At 62.8% G+C, this 22017-nt stretch carries 23 protein-coding genes; 5 read left to right on the top strand and 18 right to left on the bottom strand.

The genetic code is table 11. The features are described 5' to 3' along the window. The 11 genes from lipB to GGI48_RS19250 form a co-directional block, all read right to left on the bottom strand. Positions 1-648 carry a lipoyl(octanoyl) transferase LipB gene (gene lipB / locus GGI48_RS19300; RefSeq protein ID WP_047306229.1) on the bottom strand — a complete coding sequence of 216 codons (648 nt, stop codon included), beginning with the start codon at positions 646-648 and terminating at the stop codon, positions 1-3. Then, the gene (locus GGI48_RS19295) at positions 648-923 is read right to left on the bottom strand and encodes a DUF493 domain-containing protein (RefSeq protein ID WP_025129297.1); all 276 of its coding nucleotides are present in this window, start codon (positions 921-923) and stop codon (positions 648-650) included. The genes lipB and GGI48_RS19295 overlap by 1 nt, the downstream gene beginning before the upstream one ends. Before the next feature lie 81 nt (positions 924-1004). Then, the gene (locus GGI48_RS19290; protein WP_047289459.1) at positions 1005-2162 is read right to left on the bottom strand and encodes a D-alanyl-D-alanine carboxypeptidase family protein; all 1158 of its coding nucleotides are present in this window, start codon (positions 2160-2162) and stop codon (positions 1005-1007) included. Between the two features lie 186 nt (positions 2163-2348). Beyond that, on the bottom strand, positions 2349-3350 hold the full coding sequence (locus GGI48_RS19285) for a septal ring lytic transglycosylase RlpA family protein (protein ID WP_016964515.1): 1002 nt from the start codon (positions 3348-3350) through the stop codon (positions 2349-2351). Next, positions 3350-4372: a lytic murein transglycosylase B gene (gene mltB, locus GGI48_RS19280; protein WP_409283465.1), complete on the bottom strand. Its 1023-nt coding sequence runs from the start codon at positions 4370-4372 to the stop codon at positions 3350-3352. The genes GGI48_RS19285 and mltB overlap by 1 nt, the downstream gene beginning before the upstream one ends. 5 nt (positions 4373-4377) lie before the next feature. Next, positions 4378-5481 (bottom strand): rod shape-determining protein RodA, encoded by a 1104-nt coding sequence (gene rodA / locus GGI48_RS19275; protein ID WP_047306242.1) that lies wholly within the window; start codon positions 5479-5481, stop codon positions 4378-4380. A 31-nt stretch (positions 5482-5512) separates the two neighbouring features. Next, the gene (gene mrdA, locus GGI48_RS19270; RefSeq protein ID WP_016964518.1) at positions 5513-7408 is read right to left on the bottom strand and encodes a penicillin-binding protein 2; all 1896 of its coding nucleotides are present in this window, start codon (positions 7406-7408) and stop codon (positions 5513-5515) included. Between the two features lie 12 nt (positions 7409-7420). Then, the gene (rlmH, locus tag GGI48_RS19265) at positions 7421-7888 is read right to left on the bottom strand and encodes a 23S rRNA (pseudouridine(1915)-N(3))-methyltransferase RlmH (protein WP_011063671.1); all 468 of its coding nucleotides are present in this window, start codon (positions 7886-7888) and stop codon (positions 7421-7423) included. A 9-nt stretch (positions 7889-7897) separates the two neighbouring features. After that, the gene (rsfS, locus tag GGI48_RS19260) at positions 7898-8320 is read right to left on the bottom strand and encodes a ribosome silencing factor (protein WP_179599598.1); all 423 of its coding nucleotides are present in this window, start codon (positions 8318-8320) and stop codon (positions 7898-7900) included. 60 nt (positions 8321-8380) lie between these two features. Beyond that, entirely contained in the window at positions 8381-9025 is a 645-nt protein-coding gene (gene nadD, locus GGI48_RS19255) for a nicotinate-nucleotide adenylyltransferase (RefSeq protein ID WP_016964519.1), read from the bottom strand. Beyond that, positions 9025-10290, bottom strand: a complete 1266-nt coding sequence (locus GGI48_RS19250) for a glutamate-5-semialdehyde dehydrogenase (RefSeq protein WP_016964520.1) — start codon at positions 10288-10290, stop codon at positions 9025-9027. The genes nadD and GGI48_RS19250 overlap by 1 nt, the downstream gene beginning before the upstream one ends. A 175-nt stretch (positions 10291-10465) precedes the next feature. Here GGI48_RS19250 and GGI48_RS19245 point away from each other — a divergent pair, with 175 nt between their 5' ends. Together GGI48_RS19245 and GGI48_RS19240 are read left to right on the top strand one after the other, a co-directional pair. After that, positions 10466-11152, top strand: a complete 687-nt coding sequence (locus GGI48_RS19245; RefSeq protein ID WP_179599596.1) for a DNA-3-methyladenine glycosylase — start codon at positions 10466-10468, stop codon at positions 11150-11152. A gap of 48 nt (positions 11153-11200) precedes the next feature. After that, a complete protein-coding gene (locus GGI48_RS19240; RefSeq protein WP_179599594.1) occupies positions 11201-12517 on the top strand; it encodes a bifunctional DedA family/phosphatase PAP2 family protein in 1317 nt (438 codons plus the stop codon). A gap of 42 nt (positions 12518-12559) precedes the next feature. Here the strand turns inward: GGI48_RS19240 and GGI48_RS19235 are convergent, their stop codons facing one another. Genes GGI48_RS19235 through GGI48_RS19225 form a run of 3 tightly spaced genes read right to left on the bottom strand, consistent with a single transcriptional unit; the run spans position 12560 to position 14236 of the window. Then, positions 12560-13150, bottom strand: coding sequence for an LON peptidase substrate-binding domain-containing protein (locus GGI48_RS19235; RefSeq protein WP_179599592.1), 591 nt, complete (start codon positions 13148-13150; stop codon positions 12560-12562). Between the two features lie 10 nt (positions 13151-13160). Next, positions 13161-13877, bottom strand: coding sequence for an LrgB family protein (locus tag GGI48_RS19230; protein ID WP_016966100.1), 717 nt, complete (start codon positions 13875-13877; stop codon positions 13161-13163). Next, on the bottom strand, positions 13874-14236 hold the full coding sequence (locus GGI48_RS19225) for a CidA/LrgA family protein (RefSeq protein ID WP_179599590.1): 363 nt from the start codon (positions 14234-14236) through the stop codon (positions 13874-13876). Before GGI48_RS19225 ends, GGI48_RS19230 begins: the two co-directional genes overlap by 4 nt. A gap of 178 nt (positions 14237-14414) precedes the next feature. Here GGI48_RS19225 and GGI48_RS19220 point away from each other — a divergent pair, with 178 nt between their 5' ends. The 3 genes from GGI48_RS19220 (at position 14415) to GGI48_RS19210 (ending at position 17363) form a co-directional block, all read left to right on the top strand. Further along, positions 14415-14870 (top strand): MaoC family dehydratase, encoded by a 456-nt coding sequence (locus tag GGI48_RS19220; protein WP_016966098.1) that lies wholly within the window; start codon positions 14415-14417, stop codon positions 14868-14870. A 103-nt stretch (positions 14871-14973) separates the two neighbouring features. Then, positions 14974-16692 carry a C13 family peptidase gene (locus tag GGI48_RS19215; protein ID WP_179599588.1) on the top strand — a complete coding sequence of 573 codons (1719 nt, stop codon included), beginning with the start codon at positions 14974-14976 and terminating at the stop codon, positions 16690-16692. A gap of 29 nt (positions 16693-16721) precedes the next feature. Continuing rightward, positions 16722-17363 (top strand): oxidoreductase, encoded by a 642-nt coding sequence (locus tag GGI48_RS19210; protein WP_042941631.1) that lies wholly within the window; start codon positions 16722-16724, stop codon positions 17361-17363. 60 nt (positions 17364-17423) lie between these two features. On the opposite strand, the gene GGI48_RS19205 is transcribed toward GGI48_RS19210, so the two are convergent. The 4 genes from GGI48_RS19205 to GGI48_RS19190 all read right to left on the bottom strand — a co-directional run bounded on the left by GGI48_RS19205 (position 17424) and on the right by GGI48_RS19190 (position 21739). Further along, positions 17424-17711 (bottom strand): YceK/YidQ family lipoprotein, encoded by a 288-nt coding sequence (locus tag GGI48_RS19205; protein ID WP_016966095.1) that lies wholly within the window; start codon positions 17709-17711, stop codon positions 17424-17426. Further along, positions 17704-18336, bottom strand: a complete 633-nt coding sequence (gene ubiX / locus GGI48_RS19200) for a flavin prenyltransferase UbiX (RefSeq protein ID WP_016966094.1) — start codon at positions 18334-18336, stop codon at positions 17704-17706. The genes GGI48_RS19205 and ubiX overlap by 8 nt, the downstream gene beginning before the upstream one ends. Continuing rightward, positions 18333-19682, bottom strand: a complete 1350-nt coding sequence (gene mpl / locus GGI48_RS19195) for a UDP-N-acetylmuramate:L-alanyl-gamma-D-glutamyl-meso-diaminopimelate ligase (RefSeq protein WP_179599586.1) — start codon at positions 19680-19682, stop codon at positions 18333-18335. Before mpl ends, ubiX begins: the two co-directional genes overlap by 4 nt. 137 nt (positions 19683-19819) lie before the next feature. Beyond that, a complete protein-coding gene (locus tag GGI48_RS19190) occupies positions 19820-21739 on the bottom strand; it encodes a sigma-54-dependent Fis family transcriptional regulator (RefSeq protein WP_179599584.1) in 1920 nt (639 codons plus the stop codon). Between the last annotated feature and the right edge of the window lie 278 nt (positions 21740-22017).

Below are 22017 nucleotides of genomic sequence, written 5' to 3'. Positions count from 1 at the left end.
TCAGTCGATTCCGCCCGTTAGGGTCGTCTGCTCAGCATAGTCGAGGTGTTTGACGAGCTGCGCGCGCAGCCGGGCACTTACCTCGGCAAATTCAATCGGCCCTGCATGGTCGCTCAGTTGGGTCATCGCCAACCCGGCATAACCACAGGGGTTAATCCGTCGAAACGGCTGCAAATCCATGTCTACGTTCAAGGCCAGGCCGTGAAAGGAGCATCCGTGGCGGATGCGCAGGCCCAACGAGGCAATTTTCGCCCCGTCGACGTAGACCCCCGGTGCATCGGGCTTGGCCGCCGCCGGCACGCCATAGCTGGCCAACAACTCCACCAGGCATTGCTCCATGCGGCTGACCAGATCACGCACACCGAAACCCAGCCTGCGTACATCCAGCAGCAAGTAGGCCACCAACTGGCCCGGACCGTGATAAGTCACCTGTCCGCCGCGATCGGCCTGCACCACCGGAATATCTCCCGGCAGCAACAGATGCTCGGCCTTGCCCGCCTGGCCCTGGGTGAAGACCGGGGGATGCTGCACCAGCCAGACTTCGTCCGGTGCGCTGGTGCCGCGTTCGTTGGTAAAGCGCTGCATGGCCTGCCAGACCGGCTCGTAGGCCATCAGGCCAAGCTCACGAAAGCCCAGCGTTTGCGGCATCACAGCACCATGTGGACGACACCGGTAGCACGCAGGGCACTATTGATATCACGCAGTTGGTCTTCGCCGGTGGCGGTGATGTGCAGTTGTACCGTGGTGTACTTGCCGTTGCTGCTCTGACGCTCGGCCAGGGACTTGATGTCCAGGGTGGCGTACTTGGCAAGGATCTCGATCACGGTGTCCTTGAAGCCGACAACCGTGTCACCGATCACCTTGATCGGATAGTCATCGACGGGAAATTCAATCTTGTGCGACTTAACGTCAGTGTCTGTCATGGCAGTAACGGCCTCGTAAGCCGTGGCGACGGACATGACCCCCACTCCACTTCGGAGCGAGGGCCACGCAGGTCGACAATATCAGTTGAACAAACCGTAGAAGAATAGGCGGATGCTATCCCACATGCGGCGGAAGATACCACCTTCGTCGACCGCTTCCAGAGCGATCAGGTCGGCGCTGTGCACCACCTTATCGTCCAGCTTCACTTCGACTTTACCAATCACGTCGCCCTTGGCGATCGGCGCAACCAGTTGCGGGTTCATGGTCATGCTGGCAGCGAGTTTCTTCAGCTGGCCTTTAGGCATGGTCATGGTCAGATCTTCGGCCAGACCGGCCTTGACCTGATGAGTGGTGCCCTTCCAGACCTGGGCCTGGGCCAGTTCGGTGCCCTTCTGGTAGAAGGTCTGGGTTTCGAAGAAGCGGAAGCCATAGGTCAGCAGCTTCTGGGTTTCGGCGGCGCGAGCCTGTTCGCTGTTGGTGCCGAACACCACGGCGATCAGACGCATGCCATCACGCACGGCCGAGGACACCATGCAATAGCCGGCCTCGTCAGTGTGGCCGGTTTTCAGACCGTCGACGGTCTTGTCGCGCCACAGCAAGAGGTTACGGTTGGGTTGCTTGATACCGTTCCAGAAGAACTCTTTCTGCGAATAGATGGCGTAGTGAGCCGGGTCTTCGTGGATGATCGCCCGCGCCAGCACCGCCATGTCGTGAGCCGACGAATAGTGCTCGGGATTCGGCAGACCGGTAGGGTTCATGAAGTGGCTGTTGCTCATGCCCAGGTCGGCCGCGGTCTTGTTCATCATGTCGGCGAAGGCGTCTTCGCTGCCGGCGATGTGCTCGGAAACCGCGACGCTGGCGTCGTTACCCGACTGGATGATGATCCCGTGCAGCAGATCGCTGACGGTCACCTGCGATCCCACCTTGATGAACATCCGCGAACCGCCGGTGCGCCAGGCGTTCTCGCTGACGGTCACCGGATCGTTCTCGCCGATCTGACCGCGACGGATCTCCAGGGTCGCGATGTAGGCGGTCATCAGCTTGGTCAGGCTGGCCGGAGGCAGGCGCTGGTCACCATTGTTCTCCACCAGCACGTTACCGCTGCTGGCGTCCATGAGCACATAGGATTTGGCGGCCAGTTGCGGTGGCGACGGCATCGCTTCGACCGCCCAGGCGGCGGGCGTGATGATCAGCGGGACAAGCAGGCACAGGCGTTTGGCAAAGGTGGTGATGTTCATCCGTCTCTCGAAGTTGCTAATGGAAACTTGCCCGGGAGGGCAAAACTATTTCAGACAGCCTTCTAAAGGGCTGTCGCGTATTCAGTTGTTCACTCACTGACCCTTGCCGGGCTTTTGTTGTTCGACGAGCCAACAACCAGGGTCCGCCCCCCAATACCGCGAGCGGACCTTCAATCTTCAATGTTCTTACTCGGCAGTGACCACGCTGGGCTGCCCCAGGTTAGCCAAGCGCACGCTGTTCTGCGCTTGCTGGGCCTCACCCGGCGTGCCGAACGGCCCCAGGCGGACCCGATGCAGCGTCTGCTGGTTGCGCACGATCGAGCTGATGAACACCGGGGCGCTCACCATGCTGCTCAATTTCGACCGCAACAGCTCGGCAGCGTCCGGGTTGGCGAAGGCGCCCACCTGCAGATACTGCCCGGAGCCCGCTGGAGCGGTGTTCTTCACTTGTACCGGGACCACCGCAGCGGCGTGTTGCTGGGGCGGCGGCGTCCATTGTTCGACAGTGCCGGTCGAGGCCGTGACCACCGGCGCGCTATTTTGCGCCACTTGCGGCTCGTTGAGCATCAACGGCGCCGGACGGCCACGCTGGGCCCACCATTGCTGCGGATCGATGCCCTCGACCTTGACCCGGGCAGTGCCGGTTTCGGCATAACCGAGTTTCTTCGCCGCCGCGTAGGACAGGTCGATGATCCGGTCGGAATAGAACGGACCGCGGTCGTTGACCCGCAGGATCACGCTGCGGTTGTTGTCCAGGTTGGTGACCCTGACGTAACTGGGCAATGGCAGGGTCTTGTGCGCGGCGCTCATGCCGTACAGGTCATAGACCTCGCCATTGGCAGTGTTCTGGCCATGGAACTTGGTGCCGTACCAGGAGGCCGTGCCGGAAGCCACGTAGTTCTTCGACTCCTGGATCGGGAAGTAGGTCTTGCCCAGTACCGTGTAAGGATTGGCCTTGTACGGGCCGGTATGCAGGGTCGGAGTCGCATCGGGGATCCGCGAAACGTCGACATCCCACCAGGGCGCGCCATCCTTGTGGGCACGGTTGACGTCCAGCCCCGGCATGGAACGCACGGCATTCGAAGATTTCTGCTGCGGCGAGCGGCTCGTCGAGCAACTGACCACCAGCAAGGACAACGCGGCAAAAGCCAGCAGCTTCAGGGGTTTGCGGATTGGCATTGCCAGCATTACTTGACGCCCCGTGCTTGGACCAGCTGTTCAGACAACTGATGTACGGCCATGGCATACATCACGCTGCGGTTATAGCGAGTGATCGCGTAAAAATTCTTCAGACCCATCCAATATTCCGGGCCATTGTCACCTTCCAGGCGGAAAGCGGTGACCGGCATATCATCGCGCAGCGCATCATGACTCGACCAGCCTAGGGCTCGCAACTCCCCCACCGTCTTGGTCGGCTCGATGCCCGTGGTCAGGCCTTCGTCCACGCGATCGCCACGCACATCGGCGCGACTGACCACCGGTTCGCCGGCGACCCAGCCATGGCGCTTGAAGTAGCTGGCCACGCTGCCAATGGCATCGTCCGGGTTGGTCCAGATATTGATGTGCCCATCACCGTCAAAATCCACCGCATAGGCGCGGAAACTGCTGGGCATGAACTGTGGCAGGCCCATGGCCCCGGCGTAGGACCCCTTGAGACTCAGCGGATCAAGCTGCTCTTCGCGGGCCAGCAGCAGGAACTCGCGCAGCTCCTTGCGGAAGAACTCGGCCCGCGGCGGATAATCGAACCCAAGGGTCGATAATGCGTCGATTACACGGTAATTCCCGGTATTGCGGCCGAAAAAGGTTTCAACGCCGATGATCGACACTATGACCTGGGCCGGCACGCCGTATTCCTGCTCGGCTCGGGCCAGGACCGCCTCATGCTGACGCCAGAAATCCACCCCGCGCGCAATGCGCGCATCGGTGATGAACATCGGCCGGTATTCCTTCCACTGCTTGACCCGCTCGGCAGGCCGGGAAATGGCGTCAAGAATCGACTGCTTGCGCTCGGCCTCGCGGAACACGCCCATCAGCTGTTCCCCGGCAAAGCCATAGTCCCGGGTCATTTCGCCAACGAATTCGGCCACTTGCGGCGAACCTTCGTAATCACCGGCGAACGCGGTTTGCGCTGCACCCAGGATGCTTACCAGACCGACCCACGGCGCATACCGAGCGGCCCAGCCACGCATTGCTTGCATTGAATTCTTCACCTTAATCAAACCTGCGCGATCCACTTGCGATGGGTATGGATCGACATCAAAACCCCAAACGCTGACAGTAGTGTCACCAGCGAAGTTCCTCCGTAGCTAATGAACGGCAACGGCACTCCCACCACCGGCAACAAGCCACTGACCATACCGATGTTGACGAAAACGTAAACAAAAAACGTCATGGTCAGGCTGCCCGCGAGCAACTTGCCGAACAGCGTCTGCGCCTGGGCGGTGATCACCAGCCCGCGCCCGATCAACAGCAGGTAGATCAGCAGCAGCGCACAGATGCCCACCAGGCCGAACTCCTCGCCCATGACCGCAATGATGAAGTCGGTGTGGCTCTCTGGCAGAAAGTCCAGGTGCGACTGGGTGCCCAGCAGCCAGCCCTTGCCAAAAACTCCACCGGAACCGATGGCCGCCTTGGACTGGATGATGTTCCAGCCGGTGCCCAGAGGATCGCTCTCGGGATCGAGGAAGGTGAGAATCCGCTGCTTCTGGTAGTCATGCATGATGAAGAACCACATGGCGATCGCCACGGGCACCGCGGCCGCCAGCACGCTGAGGATCCAGCGCCAGCGCAGGCCGCCCATGAACAGCACGAAAGTGCCGCCGGCCAGGATCAGCAAGGCCGTCCCCAGGTCCGGCTGGCGCACGATCAGGATGAACGGAATGCCGATCAGGATCAGGCTGATCCCCACATGCTTGAGATGCGGCGGCAGCGTGCGCTTGGACAGGTACCAGGCGATGGTCGCCGGCATGATGATCTTCATGAACTCCGACGGCTGGAAGCGGATCACCCCGGGAATGTTGATCCAGCGGGTCGCACCCATGGCGTTGTGGCCCATGACGTCCACCACCACCAGCAACACCACGCCGAACACATAAGCCAGGGGCACCCAGCGCGCCATGAACCGCGGCTCGAACTGGGCGATGACAATCATCGATACCAGGCCGATACCAAAGGACGTGGCCTGCTTGGCCAAAAGATCCCAGCTCTTGCCGCTGGCCGAATACAGCACGAACAGGCTGCCGGCGGCCAGGGTCAGCAGCAGCACCAGCAACGGGCCGTCGATATGCAGGCGCTGCAACAGCGTCGCGCGACGCCGCATCACATCCTCGCTGGAGAGGATGCGGTCAAAATTACTCTTCACGGGCCGTAGCCTCCGCGCTGATAGGGCTGGCGAACTCAGGCTTGAGCTGGCCATCCGGGCCGAGAAGCCAGGCATCCATCACCTGGCGCACCACTGGGGCCGCGACGCCGGAGCCCGACTCACCGTTCTCGACCATGACCGAGACCACGATTTTCGGGTTTTCCGCCGGGGCAAAACCGACAAACAGGGCGTGGTCGCGGTGCCGCTCCTGAACCTTGGAGCGGTCGTACTTCTCGCCCTGCTTGATGGCCACCACCTGGGCCGTACCACTCTTGCCGGCAATCCGGTACGGCGATCCGATTGCCGCCTTGCGCGCGGTGCCCCGGGCACCGTGCATCACCTGCTGCATGCCGTGATTGACCTTCAGCCAATCCGACGGGTCGCGCAGGACGATATCCGGCATCGGGTTGTGGTCCACCGGTTTCTCGCCCTCGATGCTCTTGGCCAGGTGCGGCCGGTTCCACTTGCCCTTGCTGGCAACCAGCGCGGTGGCCTGGGCCAGTTGCAACGGGGTGGACTGCATGTAGCCCTGGCCGATCCCGAGAATCAGGGTTTCCCCCGGGAACCAGGCCTGGCGCCGGGTGGCACGCTTCCACTCACGGGTCGGCATCAGCCCCGGGGACTCCTCGAACATGTCCAGGGAGACTTTCTGGCCGATCCCGAACTTGCTCAGATAGGCCGAGAGCCGATCAATGCCCAGCTTGTGGGCCAGGTCGTAGAAATAGGTGTCATTGGACCGCATGATCGCGGTATCCAGGTCGACATAACCGTCACCGGTGCGGTTCCAGTTACGGTACTTGTGATCGTAGTTGGGCAACTGGTAGTAACCCGGGTCGTAGACGCGGGACGAGGCCGTCACCACCCCGGCATCCAGCCCGGCAATGGCTACCGCCGGCTTGATGGTCGAGCCCGGTGGATACAGGCCGCGCAGCACCCGGTTGAACAGTGGCCGGTCGATCGAGTCACGCAACTCGGCATAGGCCTTGAAGCTGATGCCGGTGACGAACAGGTTGGGATCGAAGCTCGGCTGGCTGACCATTGCCAGCACTTCACCGGTGTTCGGATCCAGCGCTACCACCGCACCACGACGCCCGCCCAGGGCCAGTTCCGCCGCCTCCTGCAACTTGATGTCCAGGCTCAGGACAATGTCCTTGCCGGGAATCGGATCGGTGCGCTTGAGCACCCGCAGCACCCGGCCACGGGCGTTGGTTTCCACCTCTTCGTAGCCGACCTGGCCGTGCAGTTCCGGCTCGTAGAAACGCTCGATGCCGGTCTTGCCGATATGGTGGGTGCCGCTGTAGTTCACCGGGTCCAGGGACTTCAGTTCTTTCTCGTTGATCCGCCCCATGTAGCCCACGGAATGCGCAAAGTGCGCGCCTTGAGGGTAATGGCGGACCAACTGGGCCACCACTTCCACCCCGGGCAGGCGGAACTGGTTCACCGCGATTCGGGCGATCTGTTCTTCGGTCAATTCGAACAGGATCGGCACCGGTTCGAAGGGACGCCGCCCCTGCTTCATGCGCTTTTCGAACAGCACGCGATCTTCCGGGGTCAGCTCCAGGACCTCGACGATCACGTCGAGGACCTGCTGCCAATTGCCGGAACGCTCGCGGGTCATGCTCAGGCTGAAGCTGGGCCGGTTATCGGCCACCACCACGCCGTTACGGTCGAAAATCAGCCCGCGAGTCGGGGGAATCGGTTGCACATGCACCCGATTGTTCTCCGAAAGCGTGGAGTGATAGTCGTACTGGATCACCTGCAGGTAATACAGCCGGGCAATCAGCACGCCAATCAGGCAGATCACCATAATGGCGCCGAACACGACCCGGCCACGCACCAGACGGGCGTCTTTTTCGTGGTCCTTGATACGGATCGGCTGGGACATTAGGGGCGCGGGCTACTTGTGATAAGGGTGCCCGGACAGCACGGTCCAGGCGCGATACAGCTGTTCACCGATGAGAATCCGCACCAGCGGGTGGGGCAGGGTCAGCGGCGACAGCGACCAGCGCTGATCCGCCCGCGCACAGACTTCCGGCGCCAGCCCTTCCGGGCCACCGACCATGAAATTCACGGTGCGCGAATCGAGGCGCCAGCGATCCAGTTCCACCGCCAGTTGCTCGGTGCTCCAGGGCTTGCCATGCACCTCAAGGGTGACGATGCGCTCGTTATGCCCGACCTTGGCCAGCATGGCCTCGCCTTCCTGACGGATAAAGCGAGCCACGTCGGCGTTCTTGCCGCGGGTATTGAGCGGAATTTCCACCAGTTCCAACGCCAGCTCGGAGGGCAGACGCTTGGCATATTCGTGCCAACCCTCTTCCACCCACTTGGGCATGCGTGAACCGACAGCGATCAGACGCAGGCGCACAACCGTCCCTTATTGCTGGTCTTTGTTGAGCTTGGTGAAGTGCTCGTGGCCATGCTCCGGGCTGTGGTGCTTGCCATCGGCCGCGCGGCTCTGCTCGGCGCCCTGCCACAGACGCTCCAGGTCGTAGAACTGACGAGCCGAGGCGGTCATCATGTGCACGATCACGTCGTCCAGGTCCAGCAGGACCCAGTCGCTTTCGCCCTTGCCTTCTTCACCCAGCGGGCGCACGCCCTGGGCCTTGACCATTTCGCGGACCTTTTCCAGCATCGCGCCGATCTGGCGGTTGGAGGTACCGGTGGCGATGATCATGTAGTCAGTGATGCTCTGCTTGTCGCGAACATCGATCACCAGGACGTCCTGGGCCTTGACGTCTTCCAGCGCGGCGACAGCCACCTTGACCAGATCTTCGCCTTTCATTACTTGGTTAGTCATATAAAACTCGTTCAGCTCGTATGTTTGGAGCGCCGCTCAGCACAGGCCGGCAGCGTTCCTTCAGTTCGGCGCACGGTAAAGTCCGTGAGCATCGATATAGGCCAGGACCGCGTCAGGCACCAGGAAACGTACCGACTTACCGCTGGCCAGCAGTTGACGGATCTGGGTGGCGGACACCGCAAGCGGCGTCTGCCAGACGAATGCAATGTGTCCCCCCGGCCCTTGCAGGGCCAGTGGGTCGCTCACCGAGCGCGCCGCCAACAGGTTGCGCAAGGCATCCGGCGGCTCGCTGTCGGCATCCGGGCGTTGCAGCACCAGGATGTGGCAATGCTGGAGAAGTTCTTCCCAACGATGCCAGGTGGGCAGGCCGCAAAACGCGTCCCAGCCCAGTAACAGAAACAACTGGTCATCCGCGGCCAACTCGGCCCGCATCTGTTCCAGGGTGTCGATGGTGTAGGACGGTTTGTCCCGCTTCAACTCGCGGTCGTCCACCACCAGGGGGGAAACGCCCGCCACCGCACATTCGACCATCGCCAGACGATCGAGCGCCGACACCTGCGGTGTATCCCGATGCGGCGGCCTGGCACTGGGGGTCAGGCGCAGCTCATCGAGTTGCAGGGATTCGGCCACCTCCAGCGCGCCACGCAAGTGGCCGATATGCACGGGATCGAAGGTGCCGCCCAGCAGACCGATACGTTTGCCCATCAAGTGCGCACGTGACCGTCGCCGAAGACTACGTATTTCTCGCTGGTCAGGCCTTCCAGGCCCACCGGGCCGCGGGCGTGCAGCTTGTCGGTGGAGATGCCGATCTCCGCGCCCAGGCCGTATTCAAAGCCGTCGGCAAACCGTGTCGAGGCGTTGACCATGACCGAACTGGAGTCCACTTCGTTGAGGAAGCGCCGGGCATCACTGAAGTTTTCGGTGACGATCGAGTCGGTATGGTGCGAGCCATAGGTGTTGATGTGCTCGATGGCCTGATCCAGGTTGTCCAGCACGCGGATCGAAAGGATCGGCGCGGTGTACTCGGTGCGCCAGTCTTCTTCGGTGGCTTGCAGCACATCAGCCCCGAGGATGGCGCGGGTTTGCTCGCAGCCGCGCAGTTCGACGCCCTTGTCGCGATAGATCGCGGCCAGCGGCGGCAATACACGCTCGGCAATGGCGGCATGAACCAGCAGGGTTTCCATGGTGTTGCACGGGGCGTAGCGCTGGGTCTTGGCGTTGTCGGCAATGCGGATCGCCTTGTCCAGGTCCGCCGCCACATCGATATACACGTGGCAAACGCCGTCCAGGTGCTTGATCACCGGCACCTTGGCGTCACGGCTGACTCGCTCGATCAGGCTCTTGCCGCCACGAGGCACAATTACGTCGACAAACTCGGGCATGGTGATCAGCGCGCCCACCGCAGCGCGATCAGTGGTTTCCACCACTTGCACCACGTGAGGCGGCAGATCGGCAGCCGCCAATCCCTGCTGAATGCAGGTGGCGATGGCACGGTTGGAATGGATCGCCTCGGAACCGCCACGCAGGATAGTGGCATTGCCGGACTTCAGGCACAGGCTGGCGGCATCGATGGTCACGTTAGGACGGGACTCGTAAATGATACCGATCACTCCCAGGGGCACGCGCATCTTGCCCACCTGGATGCCCGAAGGCAGGTAGCGCATGTCGCGGATTTCACCGATGGGGTCAGGCAGCTTGGCCACCTGACGCAGGCCTTCGATCATCTCGTCGATACGCACGGGGGTCAGCGCCAGACGATCCAGCAGAGCCGGCTCCAGACCATTGGCCCGGCCGTTGGCCAGGTCCTGCTCGTTGGCTGCGGTCAGCTCCGGTCGCGCCGCGTCCAACGCATCGGCAGCCGCCAGCAGCGCACGATTCTTCTGCGCGGTGGTGGCACGGGCGATCACCCGGGAAGCTTGGCGGGCAGCGCGACCCAAACGGGTCATGTAGTCAAGAACGGACTCAGTCATGGTCTGGTGTGGTCTTGGCAAAGAGGAAAGCGGCTGATTATAGCTGTCGCGCCCGTTCACGGACAGCGGTCACGGGCGGATGGTCGAAATGGAGTGTAAATACTCGTGCTTCAGCCTGAATTAAGCCTGGAGTTGTTACCATTGCGTCACTTTTTTCGCCATCACCCTCGCCGCCATGTCCATCCAAACCTCCGCGCAGCCGCCCAAAGCCTTGCCTGACGGCTTTTTCGACCGTGACGCACAATTGCTCGCCCGTGAACTACTGGGCAAGGTCATCCGCCACAAGGTCGGCGAACTCTGGTTATCCGCGCGCATTATTGAAACCGAAGCCTATTACTGCGAGGAAAAAGGCAGCCACGCCTCCCTCGGCTACACAGAAAAACGTAAGGCTTTGTTTCTGGATGGCGGCCACATCTATATGTACTACGCCCGCGGCGGCGACTCGCTGAACTTCAGCGCCCAGGGTCCCGGCAACGCGGTGCTGATCAAGTCCGGCTACCCCTGGCTCGATCCGCTCTCCGGTCCCGCCAGCCTGGCGCAGATGCAACTGAACAACCCGGACGCCAGCGGTCACCCGCGCCCAGCGCAAAAGCTCTGCGCCGGCCAGACCCTGCTGTGCAAGGCCATGGGCCTCAAAGTCCCGAATTGGGATGCAAAACGTTTCGATCATGAAGCGCTGTTCGTCGAGGACGTCGGCAACACTGTGCCACGCATCATCCAGACCACGCGCCTGGGCATTCCCCACGGCCGTGACGAACACCTGATGTACCGTTTCGTCGATGCCGCCTTCGCCCCCCACTGCACTCGGAACCCGCTGCGACGCGGCCAGGTCGAAGGGCGCGACTACCTGATCCTCGGCTGAAGCAACGCTATCCGCTGCCCCGCCGCCAACCACAATGGAGTTGAATTTATGGGCCCATGGCTCGACAGCGTGACTGCCTGGCTGACCACCCACCCGCAATGGCTGGCCGCCGCCGTGTTTATCGTGGCCTGCGTGGAATGCCTGGCCATTGCCGGCCTGATCGTCCCGGGCACGGTGCTGCTGTTCGCGATTGCCGTGCTGGCCGGCAACGGCGCGCTGCCGCTGGGGGAAACCCTGCTGCTGGGTCTGTTTGGCGGCCTGCTCGGGGACCTGGTGTCCTACCTGCTGGGGCGCCACTTTCATCAGAGCATCCGCCGCCTGCCGGGCCTGCGCCAGCATCCGGAATGGATCAACGGCGCCGAGAACTACTTCCAGCGCTACGGCATCGCCAGTCTGCTGGTGGGGCGTTTCATCGGCCCTCTGCGCCCCATGCTGCCCATGGTAGCGGGCATGTTCGACATGCCCTTCCCGCGTTTCATGGCCGTCAGCCTGCTGGCTGCGGCGGGCTGGTCGGTGGCTTACCTGCTGCCGGGCTGGGCCACCGGTGCGGCGATCCGCCTGCCGCTGCCCGAGGGTTTCTGGCCACAAGCCGGTGTCGTCGCCGGCAGCCTGGCGCTGTTGATCGGTTTGAGCATCACCAGCAGCCTGCGCCGCCACCGCCGGGCGACCCTGCTGATGTCCGGCACCAGCCTGCTGATCCTGGCTGGACTGTTCATCGGCTATCCCTATCTCACGGCATTCGACCAGGGGTTGATCGCTCTGGTACAGGAACACCGGGACCCGACCCTGGACAAGGTCATGGTGATGATCACTCAGGTCGGCGAGTTTCGCGCCATGTTCATCACCAGCGCGGTCCTGACCCTGCTGCTTCTGGCCCTGCGGCAATGGCGCCACGCGGTATTCGCCGGGGCGACCCTGATGTGCACCGCCCTGGCCAATACCGGCAGCAAATGGTTTTTCGCCCGCCTGCGGCCTGAAGTCCTGAGCGACCCGCTCACCAGCTACAGCATGCCCAGCGGTCACGCCTCGGGTTCCTTTGCGTTGTTCCTGACCCTGGCGGTATTGGCCGGACGCGGCCAGCCGCCCAGGATGCGCCTGACCTGGCTACTGCTGGGTTGCCTGCCGGCGGCCTCGATTGCCGTGTCGCGGGTGTACCTGGGGGCTCACTGGCCCAGCGACATCCTCGCCGGCGCGATGCTCGCGACCTGCGTCTGCGCCGCCAGCCTGACCCTGATTCAATGGCAGGCTCCGCTCAAGCCGATGCCGGCCCGGGCCTGGTGGATAGTGCTCCCGGTGATGCTGCTGATGTGCGGTTTCATGGCCACCCGGCACCTGCCCCATGCCCTGTTGCGCTACGCCTATTAACGAATCCGGGCCCCAGCTGCAGCGGCCGGTGCAGGTGCCGGCTCAGGCGAACAGTTCGCCCTGCAGCTCGTCCAGCAATTGCTGGATGGCATCCAGGCGCTGGCGCGGGTCATCCAGTTGCAGCAGGTCGATCTTGTCCTGCTCGGAGAAGGGCAGCAGGTAGGCCAGTTGATTGGCCAGGGACAATTGCCCCTCGGCCTCGCTGCCCATGTCCAGAGCCTCCACCATCGGATGCTCGGCCAAGGCCTTGAGCAGGGCGATCAGGTCGGCGTCCTCGTCTTGCAGCGGCTGCTCGCTGGCTTCTTGCAGCCACTGGACCTGGGCCACGGTCAATTGGTCCCTCTGCACCTCACTGCTGAGCACGCGAAAACGCCGGCCGCCCTTGACCCTGATGCCCAGCAATCCATTGTCCTGCTGGTGAAAATCGGTGATCAGCGCCTCACAGCCCACCAGGGCATAGCCGGGCGCTGCTGGGCCGACCTCCTCGCCCTCAAGGATGCACACCACGCCGAAACCGCAGCCCTGCTTCATGCAGCGGCCGATCATGTCCAGGTAGCGCGCCTCGAAAATCTGCAGATCGAGGATGCAGTCGGGGAACAACACGGTATTCAGCGGAAACAGCGCCAGGCTCATACACCCATCCTTAAACCAGCAAAGACACCGCCAACGGCAGCAGCACCGCCGTGGCCACGCCCATCAGACTCATCGCCAGCGCCGCAAAGGCGCCGCATTCCTCACTTTCCTGCAACGCCACCGAAGTGCCCACGGCGTGGGCGGTCATGCCCAGCGCCATGCCCCGCGCCTCGGGACCATGCACCCCCAGGCGATCGAGAATGGCCGGGCCGAAGATCGCCCCGATCACCCCGGTGATCAGCACAAACACCGCCGCCAATGCCGCCACCCCGCCGATCTGTTCGGCCACCAGCATGGCGATGGGCGAAGTCACCGACTTGGGCGCCATGGTCATCAAGATCATGTGCTCGGCGCCAAACCACCCTGCCAGGATCACCCCCAGACTGGTGGCCAGCACCCCACCCACCACCAGCGTAGTGAAGATTGGCCAGAACAATTGGCGAATGCGCCGCAGATTGAGATACAGCGGCACCGCCAGGGCCACCGTGGCCGGGCCCAGCAGAATGCTCAGGATCTCGGTGCTCTTGCGGTACTCGGCGTAGCTCAGGCCGCAGCCGAGCAACACACCGATTACCAGCAGCATGGACACCAGCACCGGCTGCAGGAACATCCAGCGAGTCTTCTCGAAAGCCGCCAGCACCAGTTGATAGGCCCCCAGGGTGATGCCGATGCCGAACAGGGGATGATGAATCACGGCCGCCCAGGCACCTTGCCAATCGAGGGTCATTGGCTGTTCTCCCGACGGGCCTGGCGCTTGACCAGGCGCTGCATCAGCACGCCGACAAAGGCCATGGAAATGATCAGCGACAACACCAGCGCGCCACTGATGGCCCAGAAGTCTGCGGCGATATCCCGGGCATAGACCATCACGCCTACCGCAGGCGGCACCAGCAGCAGCGGCAGGTAACGCAACAGGCTGCCGGCCGCCAGGCTCAACGGCTCCCCCACTTCACCGCGCAGCACCAGGAAAACCAGGAGCAGCAACAAGCCGATGATGGGGCCGGGAAGCACGGGCAACAGCAGGTGATTGAGCGCCGTGCCGAGCAATTGGAACAGCACCAGCCATGTCAAACCGCGTAACAACATACCGCCTCTCCAGCCAGATCCCGTCGCGCATTATAAGCACGCAGGCGCTATGAACCGGCATTCGCCAAAAGCATGGATGTTTACCGGGAAGGATCGCCATGATGATCTAAAGTGGATGTTTCGGAGTGCAAAGTACTGCGTCCAATACTAAAAAAACGTTGATCCAAGGAGAGTCTCAATGCCCTATGTTCCTGTTGCAGAGCTCAAAGATTATGTCGGGAAGGAACTCGGACGCTCCCAGTGGTTCACCATCGACCAGGAGCGCATCAACCTGTTTGCCGAAGCCACCGGCGACTTCCAGTTCATTCACGTCGATCCGGTCAAGGCGGCAAAAACCCCGTTTGGCACCACCATCGCCCACGGTTTCCTGACCCTGTCGCTGATCCCCAAACTGATGGAAGACATCCTCGTGCTGCCCGAAGGGCTGAAGATGGTGGTCAACTATGGCCTGGACAGCGTGCGCTTCATCCAGCCGGTGAAAGTCGACTCCAAGGTACGGCTCAAGGTCGAACTGACCGAGGTCACCGAGAAGAAACCCGGCCAATGGCTGCTCAAGGCCACGGCCACCCTGGAAATCGACGGAGAGGAAAAACCCGCCTACATCGCCGAGCCCCTGTCGCTCTGTTTCGTCTGAAACCTTGCCGATGCGAAACAGCTCACGCTGTTTCGCTCAACCTCTCTATATATAAGTCACACCGCTGCGGCATACTCGGTCCCCTAATTATCCGGAACCCGTTATGCGCCCACTTGTACCCCTGGTTTTGACCCTTTTGCTCAGCGCTTGCGGAGACGGCGAATCGCTGTTGCCGCCCGATGCCCGACTGCCCGACGGCGGGCGCTATCGCGGTGACCTGGTCAATGGCCTGCTCCAGGGACAGGGGCGCATCGACTACCCCAACGGCAGCTGGTACGCCGGCCAGTTCGAGAAGGGCCAATGGCACGGCCAGGGGGAATGGCACGGCAGCAATGGCGAGGTCTATCGCGGCCAGTTCCAGCAGGGCCTGTTCCATGGCCAAGGCACCCTGACCACCAAGGACAGCAGTTACAGCGGCGGCTTCAAGCTCGGCCGCCGGGACGGCGAAGGCACCCTCAAAGAAAACGGCATGACCTATCGCGGCGAGTTCAAGGCCGACCTGTACTCGGGCCTGGGCCGCCTGGAGCTGGAAGACGGCAGCCAGTATCAGGGACAGTTCGCCAAGGGCAAGCCCAACGGCGAAGGCCAGCGCAGCGATGGCAACGGCAACCAGTTCACCGGCCACTTCGTCAACGGCCAGTTGGAAGGCAACGGCACCTTCAACAGCGCCGAAGGCGACATCTACGTCGGCGGCTTCAAACACAACCAGCTCAATGGCAAGGGTCGTTACGAAAACTCCGACGGCGACGTGTGGATCGGTCAATTCAAGGAAGGCGCCCTGGGCGGCAAGGGCGAGTTGATCGGTGCCGACGGCAGCCACTACATCGGCGGCTTCAGCGACTGGCGCTTCAGCGGCGAAGGACGCCTCAACCTCAGTGACGGCAGCTTCTACATTGGCGGCTTCGACAGCGACAACTATCAAGGCCGTGGCGTGCTGGTACTGCGCGATGGCAGCGTGCAAAGCGGCGTGTGGAACAACGGCCTGCGAGTTCGCGACGCTGACGGCAAGCTCTTGCCCGACCCACTGGAAAGCGCCCTGCTGGTCCAGGGCCACTTGCTGCAGGAAGCCCTGGACGGGGTGCCCGCCTCCACCCCAGGCATCAAGCTCTACAGCCTGACCCTGGCCGGCGACGGCAAGCAGAGCGTGTTCCTGCGCGAAGCCGACTACGTCAGCAACATGCTCGCCAGTCGCTTCGGCGCCTATGGCCAGATCCGCCTGGTGAACCACCGCGACCACCTGACGAGCCGGCCGATGGCCACCCGGGAAAACCTGCGCCGCGCCGCCCAGACCCTGGCCGAACGCAGCAGCCCCGACGACCTGGTGTTCATCTACCTCACCAGCCACGGCACCAGCGAGCACGAACTGGTGCTGGATCAACCACGCCTGGAACTGGCCGACCTGCCCGCCGATGAGCTGGCCAGCGTCCTGGCCCCATTGAAAAATCGCGACAAAATCATCGTCATCTCGTCCTGCTATTCCGGCGGTTTCATCCCTGCCCTGAAGGATGAGCGGACCCTGATCATGACCGCCTCCCAAGCCGACCGGGTCTCCTTCGGCTGCTCGGAAGAAGCCGACTTCACCTATTTCGGCGACGCCCTGTTCGCCCAGGCACTGAACCAGACGGACGATCTGGAGCACGCCTTCAAGCTAGCCAGGGCCACCGTCGCCGAACGCGAACAGGCAGATGGCTTCGAGGCCTCGGAACCACAGATCTGGGCCCCCAAGGGGGTCATTGCCCACTGGCAACAACTGCGTAAACAGCAGGCACGAAAAGCGCTGCAAAGTGTCTCTATAGGCAACAAGGAAGCCCAGAGCAACTAAGCTGGAACCGTATCAAGGGGGGAATGACCATGTATTTGACGCCTCAGCACATCCTGCTCGCCGGCGCCTCAGGCCTGACCGGAGAGCAACTGCTCGATCGCCTGCTCAACGAACCCACCGTGGTCCGCGTCCTGGCGCCCAGCAGACGCCCACTCAGCGAACACCCACGCCTGGAGAACCCCGTTGGCGATCCGGCGGTGTTCCTGCCGCAATTGAGCGGCAAGGTGGAAATCGCCTTTTGCTGCCTGGGCACCACCATCAAGCAGGCAGGCTCCGAAGCGGCTTTTCGCGCGGTGGACCTGGATCTGGTGGTGGCGTTCGGCAAGCGCGCCCGGGAGCTGGGGGCACGCCACCTGATAGTGGTCAGTGCACTGGGCGCCGACCCCAAGTCATCGATCTTCTACAACCGGGTCAAAGGTGAAATGGAAGAGGCCCTGAAACAGCAGGGCTGGCCCCAACTGACCATTTGCCGGCCGTCATTGCTGTTGGGGGATCGTATCGAACCGCGCCTGGGCGAGCAGCTGGCCGGGCCGCTGTCTCGACTGATCCCCGGAAAATACCGCGGCATCGAAGCCTGTCAGCTGGCCCGGGCCATGTGGCGCCTGGCGCTTGAAGAGCAGAGCGGCACGCGGGTCGTCGAGTCCGACGAACTGCGCAAGCTGGGTAAATGAATCGTTCGCCGGCAAGCCGCTCCTGCGCGTACCTGTAGGAGCCGGCTTGCCGGCGAAGCACTACAACCCGCCCGTCGCCTGAAACCCCACCCCCAATACCGTCAGCACCGACAGCGGCAGCAACAGGGTATCGAGCAATGCGCTGGCCGGCAGATCCACCCCGGGATAGCTCGGGGCCTCGGCGCCAAAGCGGTCCATGGCGCAGCAACCGCCCTGCATCGCATACAGGTCCAGACGCGTCCCCGAATACACCACCGGCGCACCCGGTTGCGCGGCATTCAAGGTCCGCACCGTGGCGCAGCCCGCCAGTTGCAGGACAGCCAGCAGTATCAACAGGGATTTATTCATCGCTGCTCAAATGATGCTCGCCCCAGCGCGGCAACATGTCCTGAGGAATGTTCAGCAGATTGAGAATCCGCGCCACCACGAAATCCACCAGGTCATCGATGGTCTGCGGCTGATGATAGAAGCCCGGCGACGCTGGCAGGATGGTCACCCCCATGTTGGACAGCTTGAGCATGTGCTCCAGATGAATGCTGGAGTACGGTGCCTCGCGGGGCACCAGGATCAACTGCCGGCGCTCCTTGAGGGTGACATCCGCCGCACGTTCGATCAGGTTGTTGCAGGCACCGGTGGCAATCGCCGACAAGGTGCCGGTGGAACAGGGCACCACCACCATCGCCGCCGGCGAGCCGGAGCCCGAGGCCACCGGCGACATCCAGTCTTCCTTGCCGTAAACCCGGATCTGCCCCGCCGCCGCACCGGTGTATTCGGTGAGGAAAGCCTGCATCAACTGCGGCTTGGGTGGCAGGCTGACATCGGTTTCCGTGGCCATGACCAGTTGCGCGGCCTTGGAGATCAGAAAGTGCACTTCCCGATCCTCACGCACCAGGCAATCGAGCAAGCGCAAGCCGTACTGGGCGCCAGAGGCGCCGGTCATGGCCAGGGTGATGCGTTCCGGACCGTTGCTCATTGCAGTGCCTCGGCCAGTTTGCCGTGCAGCCCGCCGAAGCCGCCGTTACTCATGATCACCACCTGGGTGCCGGGTTTGGCCTGGCTCTTCACCCGTTCGATGATGCCCTCCAGGGAATCACTGACAATCGACGGCACCGAACACAGGGCCGCCGTGGCCGCCAGGTCCCAGCCCAGGTTGGCCGGTGCGTACCAGATCACCTGATCGGCCTGACTGACGCTTTCCGGCAGACCATCACGGTGCGCGCCGAGCTTCATGGAATTGGAGCGCGGCTCGATGATGGCGATCACCGGGACATCGCCGACCCGCTTGCGCAGGCCGTCCAGGGTGGTGGCAATGGCCGTCGGGTGGTGGGCGAAGTCGTCATAGATGGTCACGCCATGCACTTGCGCGACCTTCTCCATGCGCCGCTTCACGCTCTTGAACGCACTCAGGCCGGCAATCCCCATGGACGGCACCACGCCGACATGTCGCGCGGCGGCCAGGGTTGCCAGGGCGTTGGCCACGTTGTGCTGGCCAGTCAGTTCCCACTCCACTACGCCTTGGCTCACGCCTTCGAACATCACTTCAAAGGCCGAACCGTCGGCGCTGAGCAACTTGACCTGCCACTGGCCGCCGGCACCGGTGGTCTGCACCGGGGTCCAGCAGCCCATCTCGATCACCCGCTGCAACGCCGGCTCGGTGGTGGGATGAATCACCAGGCCTTCGCTGGGAATGGTCCGCACCAGATGATGGAACTGCCGCTCGATGGCCGCCAGATCCGGAAAAATGTCCGCATGATCGAACTCAAGGTTATTGAGGATCGCGGTGCGCGGGCGGTAATGGACGAACTTCGAGCGTTTGTCGAAGAAGGCGCTGTCGTATTCATCGGCCTCGATCACGAAGAACGGCGTACCGCCCAAGCGCGCCGACACCGCGAAGTTCTGCGGCACGCCGCCGATCAGGAAGCCCGGGCTCATGCCGGCATGTTCCAGCACCCAGGCCAGCATGCTGCTGGTGGTAGTCTTGCCGTGGGTGCCGGCCACTGCCAATACCCAGCGCCCCTGCAGCACATGGTCCGCCAGCCATTGCGGGCCGGACACATAGGGCAGGCCCTTGTTCAGTACATATTCCACGGCCGGATTGCCCCGGGACATGGCATTGCCGATCACCACCAGATCCGGCGCCGGGTCCAGTTGCGCAGGATCATAGCCTTGAGTCAGTTCGATGCCCTGGGCCTGCAACTGGGTGCTCATCGGCGGATAGACGTTGGCGTCGGAGCCCGTTACGCGATGGCCCAGCTCTTTGGCCAGAACCGCCATCGACCCCATGAATGTGCCGCAGATACCGAGAATATGGATGTGCATAGTCGACCTCGAAAAACATCGGCGCAGGTTAGCCTAGAGGGCTACAAATCGCACCCATTAGCTGAACGGGAGGTTGCCCGCCCTCGCCGGCGCCGGCACCAGTCGCGCAACCCGGTCCCAGCGGCCACAGGCCGGGCTTAGCGCGCGATACCGTGCTTGCGCAGCTTTCTATAAAGAGTGTTGCGGCTGACCCCCAGTTGCTCGGCGGTGTGGGTCATGTGCCAGCGCTGCTGCTCCAGGGCTGCCAGCAACGCCACCCGCTCGGCATCGTCCAGGGGCCGCTCCTGCACCTCGGCAATCGGTTCGCTGATCGGTGCCGGGCGACTGTGGCGGATCAACGGCGGCAGGTCCTCCAGAGCAATGCGACCGTTCTCGCACAAGGCCGCCAGGGTCCGCAGCACGTTGCGCAGCTGGCGCACGTTGCCTGGCCATGAATAGCTCAGCAAGGCCTGACGCGCGCCCTCGTCCAGCACCACGGGCTGCTCGCCCGCCTCTTCGGCCAGGAGAAAGTCCAGCAACTGGGATTTGTCGCTGCGATCACGCAAAGCCGGCAAGGCGATCTCCAGGCCATTGAGCCGGTAATACAGGTCCTCGCGAAAACTGCCATCACGCACCCGCTCCAGCAGGTCCCGGTGAGTGGCACTGATGATGCGCACGTTGACGGCCTGCGGCTCACCGCCAATCGGCACCACCAGCCGATCCTCCAGCACCCGCAGCAAGCGGGTCTGCAAGGCCAGGGGCATATCGCCGATTTCATCGAGGAACAGGGTGCCGCCATCGGCCTGTTGCAACTTGCCGCGCATGCCTTCCTTGCGCGCCCCGGTAAAACTGCCACCGCGATAACCGAACAATTCGCTCTCGATCAGGCTTTCCGGGATCGCCGCGCAGTTGAGCGCGACAAACGCCTTGTCCGCCCGGGCGCTGCCCTGGTGCACCGCCTTGGCAAACGCCTCCTTGCCGGAGCCGGTCTCGCCATTGATCAGCAGCGGCACATCGCGCTCGAAGACTCGCGAAGCCCGGCGAAAATCGTTCTGCAGGCCGTCATCCCCCAGGCAGATGCCAGCCGGGCGCGGCGGCGCAATGACCACCGGCGAGCGCAGCACCGGCGCCGAAGCCGGCTGCGGCTGGCCGCGCAACAAGGCGAACAGGCGCCGTCCATCCCGAGTGCGCAAAGGCCAACTGGCGCTGGCATTGATGCTGGCGCGACTGAACAACTCATCCAGGGAGCAATCGAAAAAACTCTCCACCGGCTTGCCCAGCAAACCGCCACGAATGTGCCCCAACAAGTTCAGGGCACTCTGGTTCACCGCACAGATTCGCCCTTCGCCGTCGAACGCCAGCAAGCCCTCGCTGAACAACCCCACCGACTCCGCCTGCAGATGAAAGCGCAACAGCCACTGGTTCTCGAAATAACGCAGGAAATAGCAGCTCTCGATCATCTTCGCCGAGAGGTTGACCAGCGCCATGGTGTGGAACTGGCTCTGGCGGGAAACATCCTGGCGCGCCGAGGACACATCCAGCACCGCCAGCAACTCGCCATGGGGATCGAACACCGGGCTCGCCGAACAGGTCAGGCCGGTGTGCCGGCCGCGAAAATGCTCGTCCTGGTGAATGGTCAGCGACTGGCGCTCCACCAGGCAGGTGCCGATGCCATTGGTGCCCTCACGCGCCTCGCTCCAGTCGGCGCCGAGCCAGAGGCCCGCGCGCTCGAAGATCTTGCGCTCGCTGGGGGCGGTGATGCAGTTGAGGATCACCCCCCGGGCATCGGTCAACAGCACCGCATGCCCGGCGCCGGACAATTGCTGATGCAGGTTGGTCATCTCGGTTCCGGCAATCTGCAGCACATCCTGCAATCGCTCGCGGCTCTCCAGCAGACGCCCGTGCTCCAGCACCGTGGGCGCCATGGCCTGGGCCGGATCCAGATGATAGTCCTCAAGACAACGCAGCCAGGAACGGGCGATAGAAGGATCGCTGCCCGGGCCCTGCAGATGGGCCTTGCCCTGGGCCACGGTGAGCACCTGCTGGGCATGCCGGCTCAAGTGATTACTACTGTGCATTTCTTATTATTCTCCTGCTGCGCTGACACGCTCAGACGAAATACCGTCGCCACTGCCGGGCTGCAATCGACTACGAAGGAGGAATGCTCATCAGACTTGTCCGACAAGATTCGACACGCGAACCAGCATCCTCCAGCCGCTGCTCCATTGCAATGCCAGCCTGACCCACAGGTCACAGGTTGTGCCAATAACGTTACAAACTGTCACTTGCCCCTGTACCGGATCCGTCACAACACCGTGCCGGCGCCTGATCGAAACATCCGCAAACCCTTGATGCA

It is taken from the genome of Pseudomonas protegens, from assembly GCF_013407925.2.
GTDB lineage: Bacteria > Pseudomonadota > Gammaproteobacteria > Pseudomonadales > Pseudomonadaceae > Aquipseudomonas > Aquipseudomonas fluorescens_AP.
This window is presented reverse-complemented; position numbering and strand designations above follow the sequence as displayed.

Excerpts from the sequence above, each read along its gene's own strand:
- GGI48_RS19245 (WP_179599596.1), top strand. The coding sequence starts at position 10,466 with ATGTCCATCCAAACCTCCGCGCAGCCGCCCAAAGCCTTGCCTGACGGC.
- GGI48_RS19235 (WP_179599592.1), bottom strand. The coding sequence starts at position 13,150 with ATGAGCCTGGCGCTGTTTCCGCTGAATACCGTGTTGTTCCCCGACTGC.
- lipB (WP_047306229.1), bottom strand. The coding sequence starts at position 648 with ATGCCGCAAACGCTGGGCTTTCGTGAGCTTGGCCTGATGGCCTACGAG.
- GGI48_RS19225 (WP_179599590.1), bottom strand. The coding sequence starts at position 14,236 with ATGTTGTTACGCGGTTTGACATGGCTGGTGCTGTTCCAATTGCTCGGC.
- GGI48_RS19220 (WP_016966098.1), top strand. The coding sequence starts at position 14,415 with ATGCCCTATGTTCCTGTTGCAGAGCTCAAAGATTATGTCGGGAAGGAA.
- rsfS (WP_179599598.1), bottom strand. The coding sequence starts at position 8,320 with ATGACTAACCAAGTAATGAAAGGCGAAGATCTGGTCAAGGTGGCTGTC.
- GGI48_RS19290 (WP_047289459.1), bottom strand. The coding sequence starts at position 2,162 with ATGAACATCACCACCTTTGCCAAACGCCTGTGCCTGCTTGTCCCGCTG.
- nadD (WP_016964519.1), bottom strand. The coding sequence starts at position 9,025 with ATGGGCAAACGTATCGGTCTGCTGGGCGGCACCTTCGATCCCGTGCAT.
- GGI48_RS19230 (WP_016966100.1), bottom strand. The coding sequence starts at position 13,877 with ATGACCCTCGATTGGCAAGGTGCCTGGGCGGCCGTGATTCATCATCCC.
- mpl (WP_179599586.1), bottom strand. The coding sequence starts at position 19,682 with ATGCACATCCATATTCTCGGTATCTGCGGCACATTCATGGGGTCGATG.
- rodA (WP_047306242.1), bottom strand. The coding sequence starts at position 5,481 with ATGCGGCGTCGCGCGACGCTGTTGCAGCGCCTGCATATCGACGGCCCG.
- GGI48_RS19250 (WP_016964520.1), bottom strand. The coding sequence starts at position 10,290 with ATGACTGAGTCCGTTCTTGACTACATGACCCGTTTGGGTCGCGCTGCC.
- ubiX (WP_016966094.1), bottom strand. The coding sequence starts at position 18,336 with ATGAGCAACGGTCCGGAACGCATCACCCTGGCCATGACCGGCGCCTCT.
- GGI48_RS19295 (WP_025129297.1), bottom strand. The coding sequence starts at position 923 with ATGACAGACACTGACGTTAAGTCGCACAAGATTGAATTTCCCGTCGAT.
- mrdA (WP_016964518.1), bottom strand. The coding sequence starts at position 7,408 with ATGTCCCAGCCGATCCGTATCAAGGACCACGAAAAAGACGCCCGTCTG.
- GGI48_RS19285 (WP_016964515.1), bottom strand. The coding sequence starts at position 3,350 with ATGCTGGCAATGCCAATCCGCAAACCCCTGAAGCTGCTGGCTTTTGCC.
- GGI48_RS19205 (WP_016966095.1), bottom strand. The coding sequence starts at position 17,711 with ATGAATAAATCCCTGTTGATACTGCTGGCTGTCCTGCAACTGGCGGGC.
- GGI48_RS19215 (WP_179599588.1), top strand. The coding sequence starts at position 14,974 with ATGCGCCCACTTGTACCCCTGGTTTTGACCCTTTTGCTCAGCGCTTGC.
- GGI48_RS19240 (WP_179599594.1), top strand. The coding sequence starts at position 11,201 with ATGGGCCCATGGCTCGACAGCGTGACTGCCTGGCTGACCACCCACCCG.
- GGI48_RS19210 (WP_042941631.1), top strand. The coding sequence starts at position 16,722 with ATGTATTTGACGCCTCAGCACATCCTGCTCGCCGGCGCCTCAGGCCTG.
- GGI48_RS19190 (WP_179599584.1), bottom strand. The coding sequence starts at position 21,739 with ATGCACAGTAGTAATCACTTGAGCCGGCATGCCCAGCAGGTGCTCACC.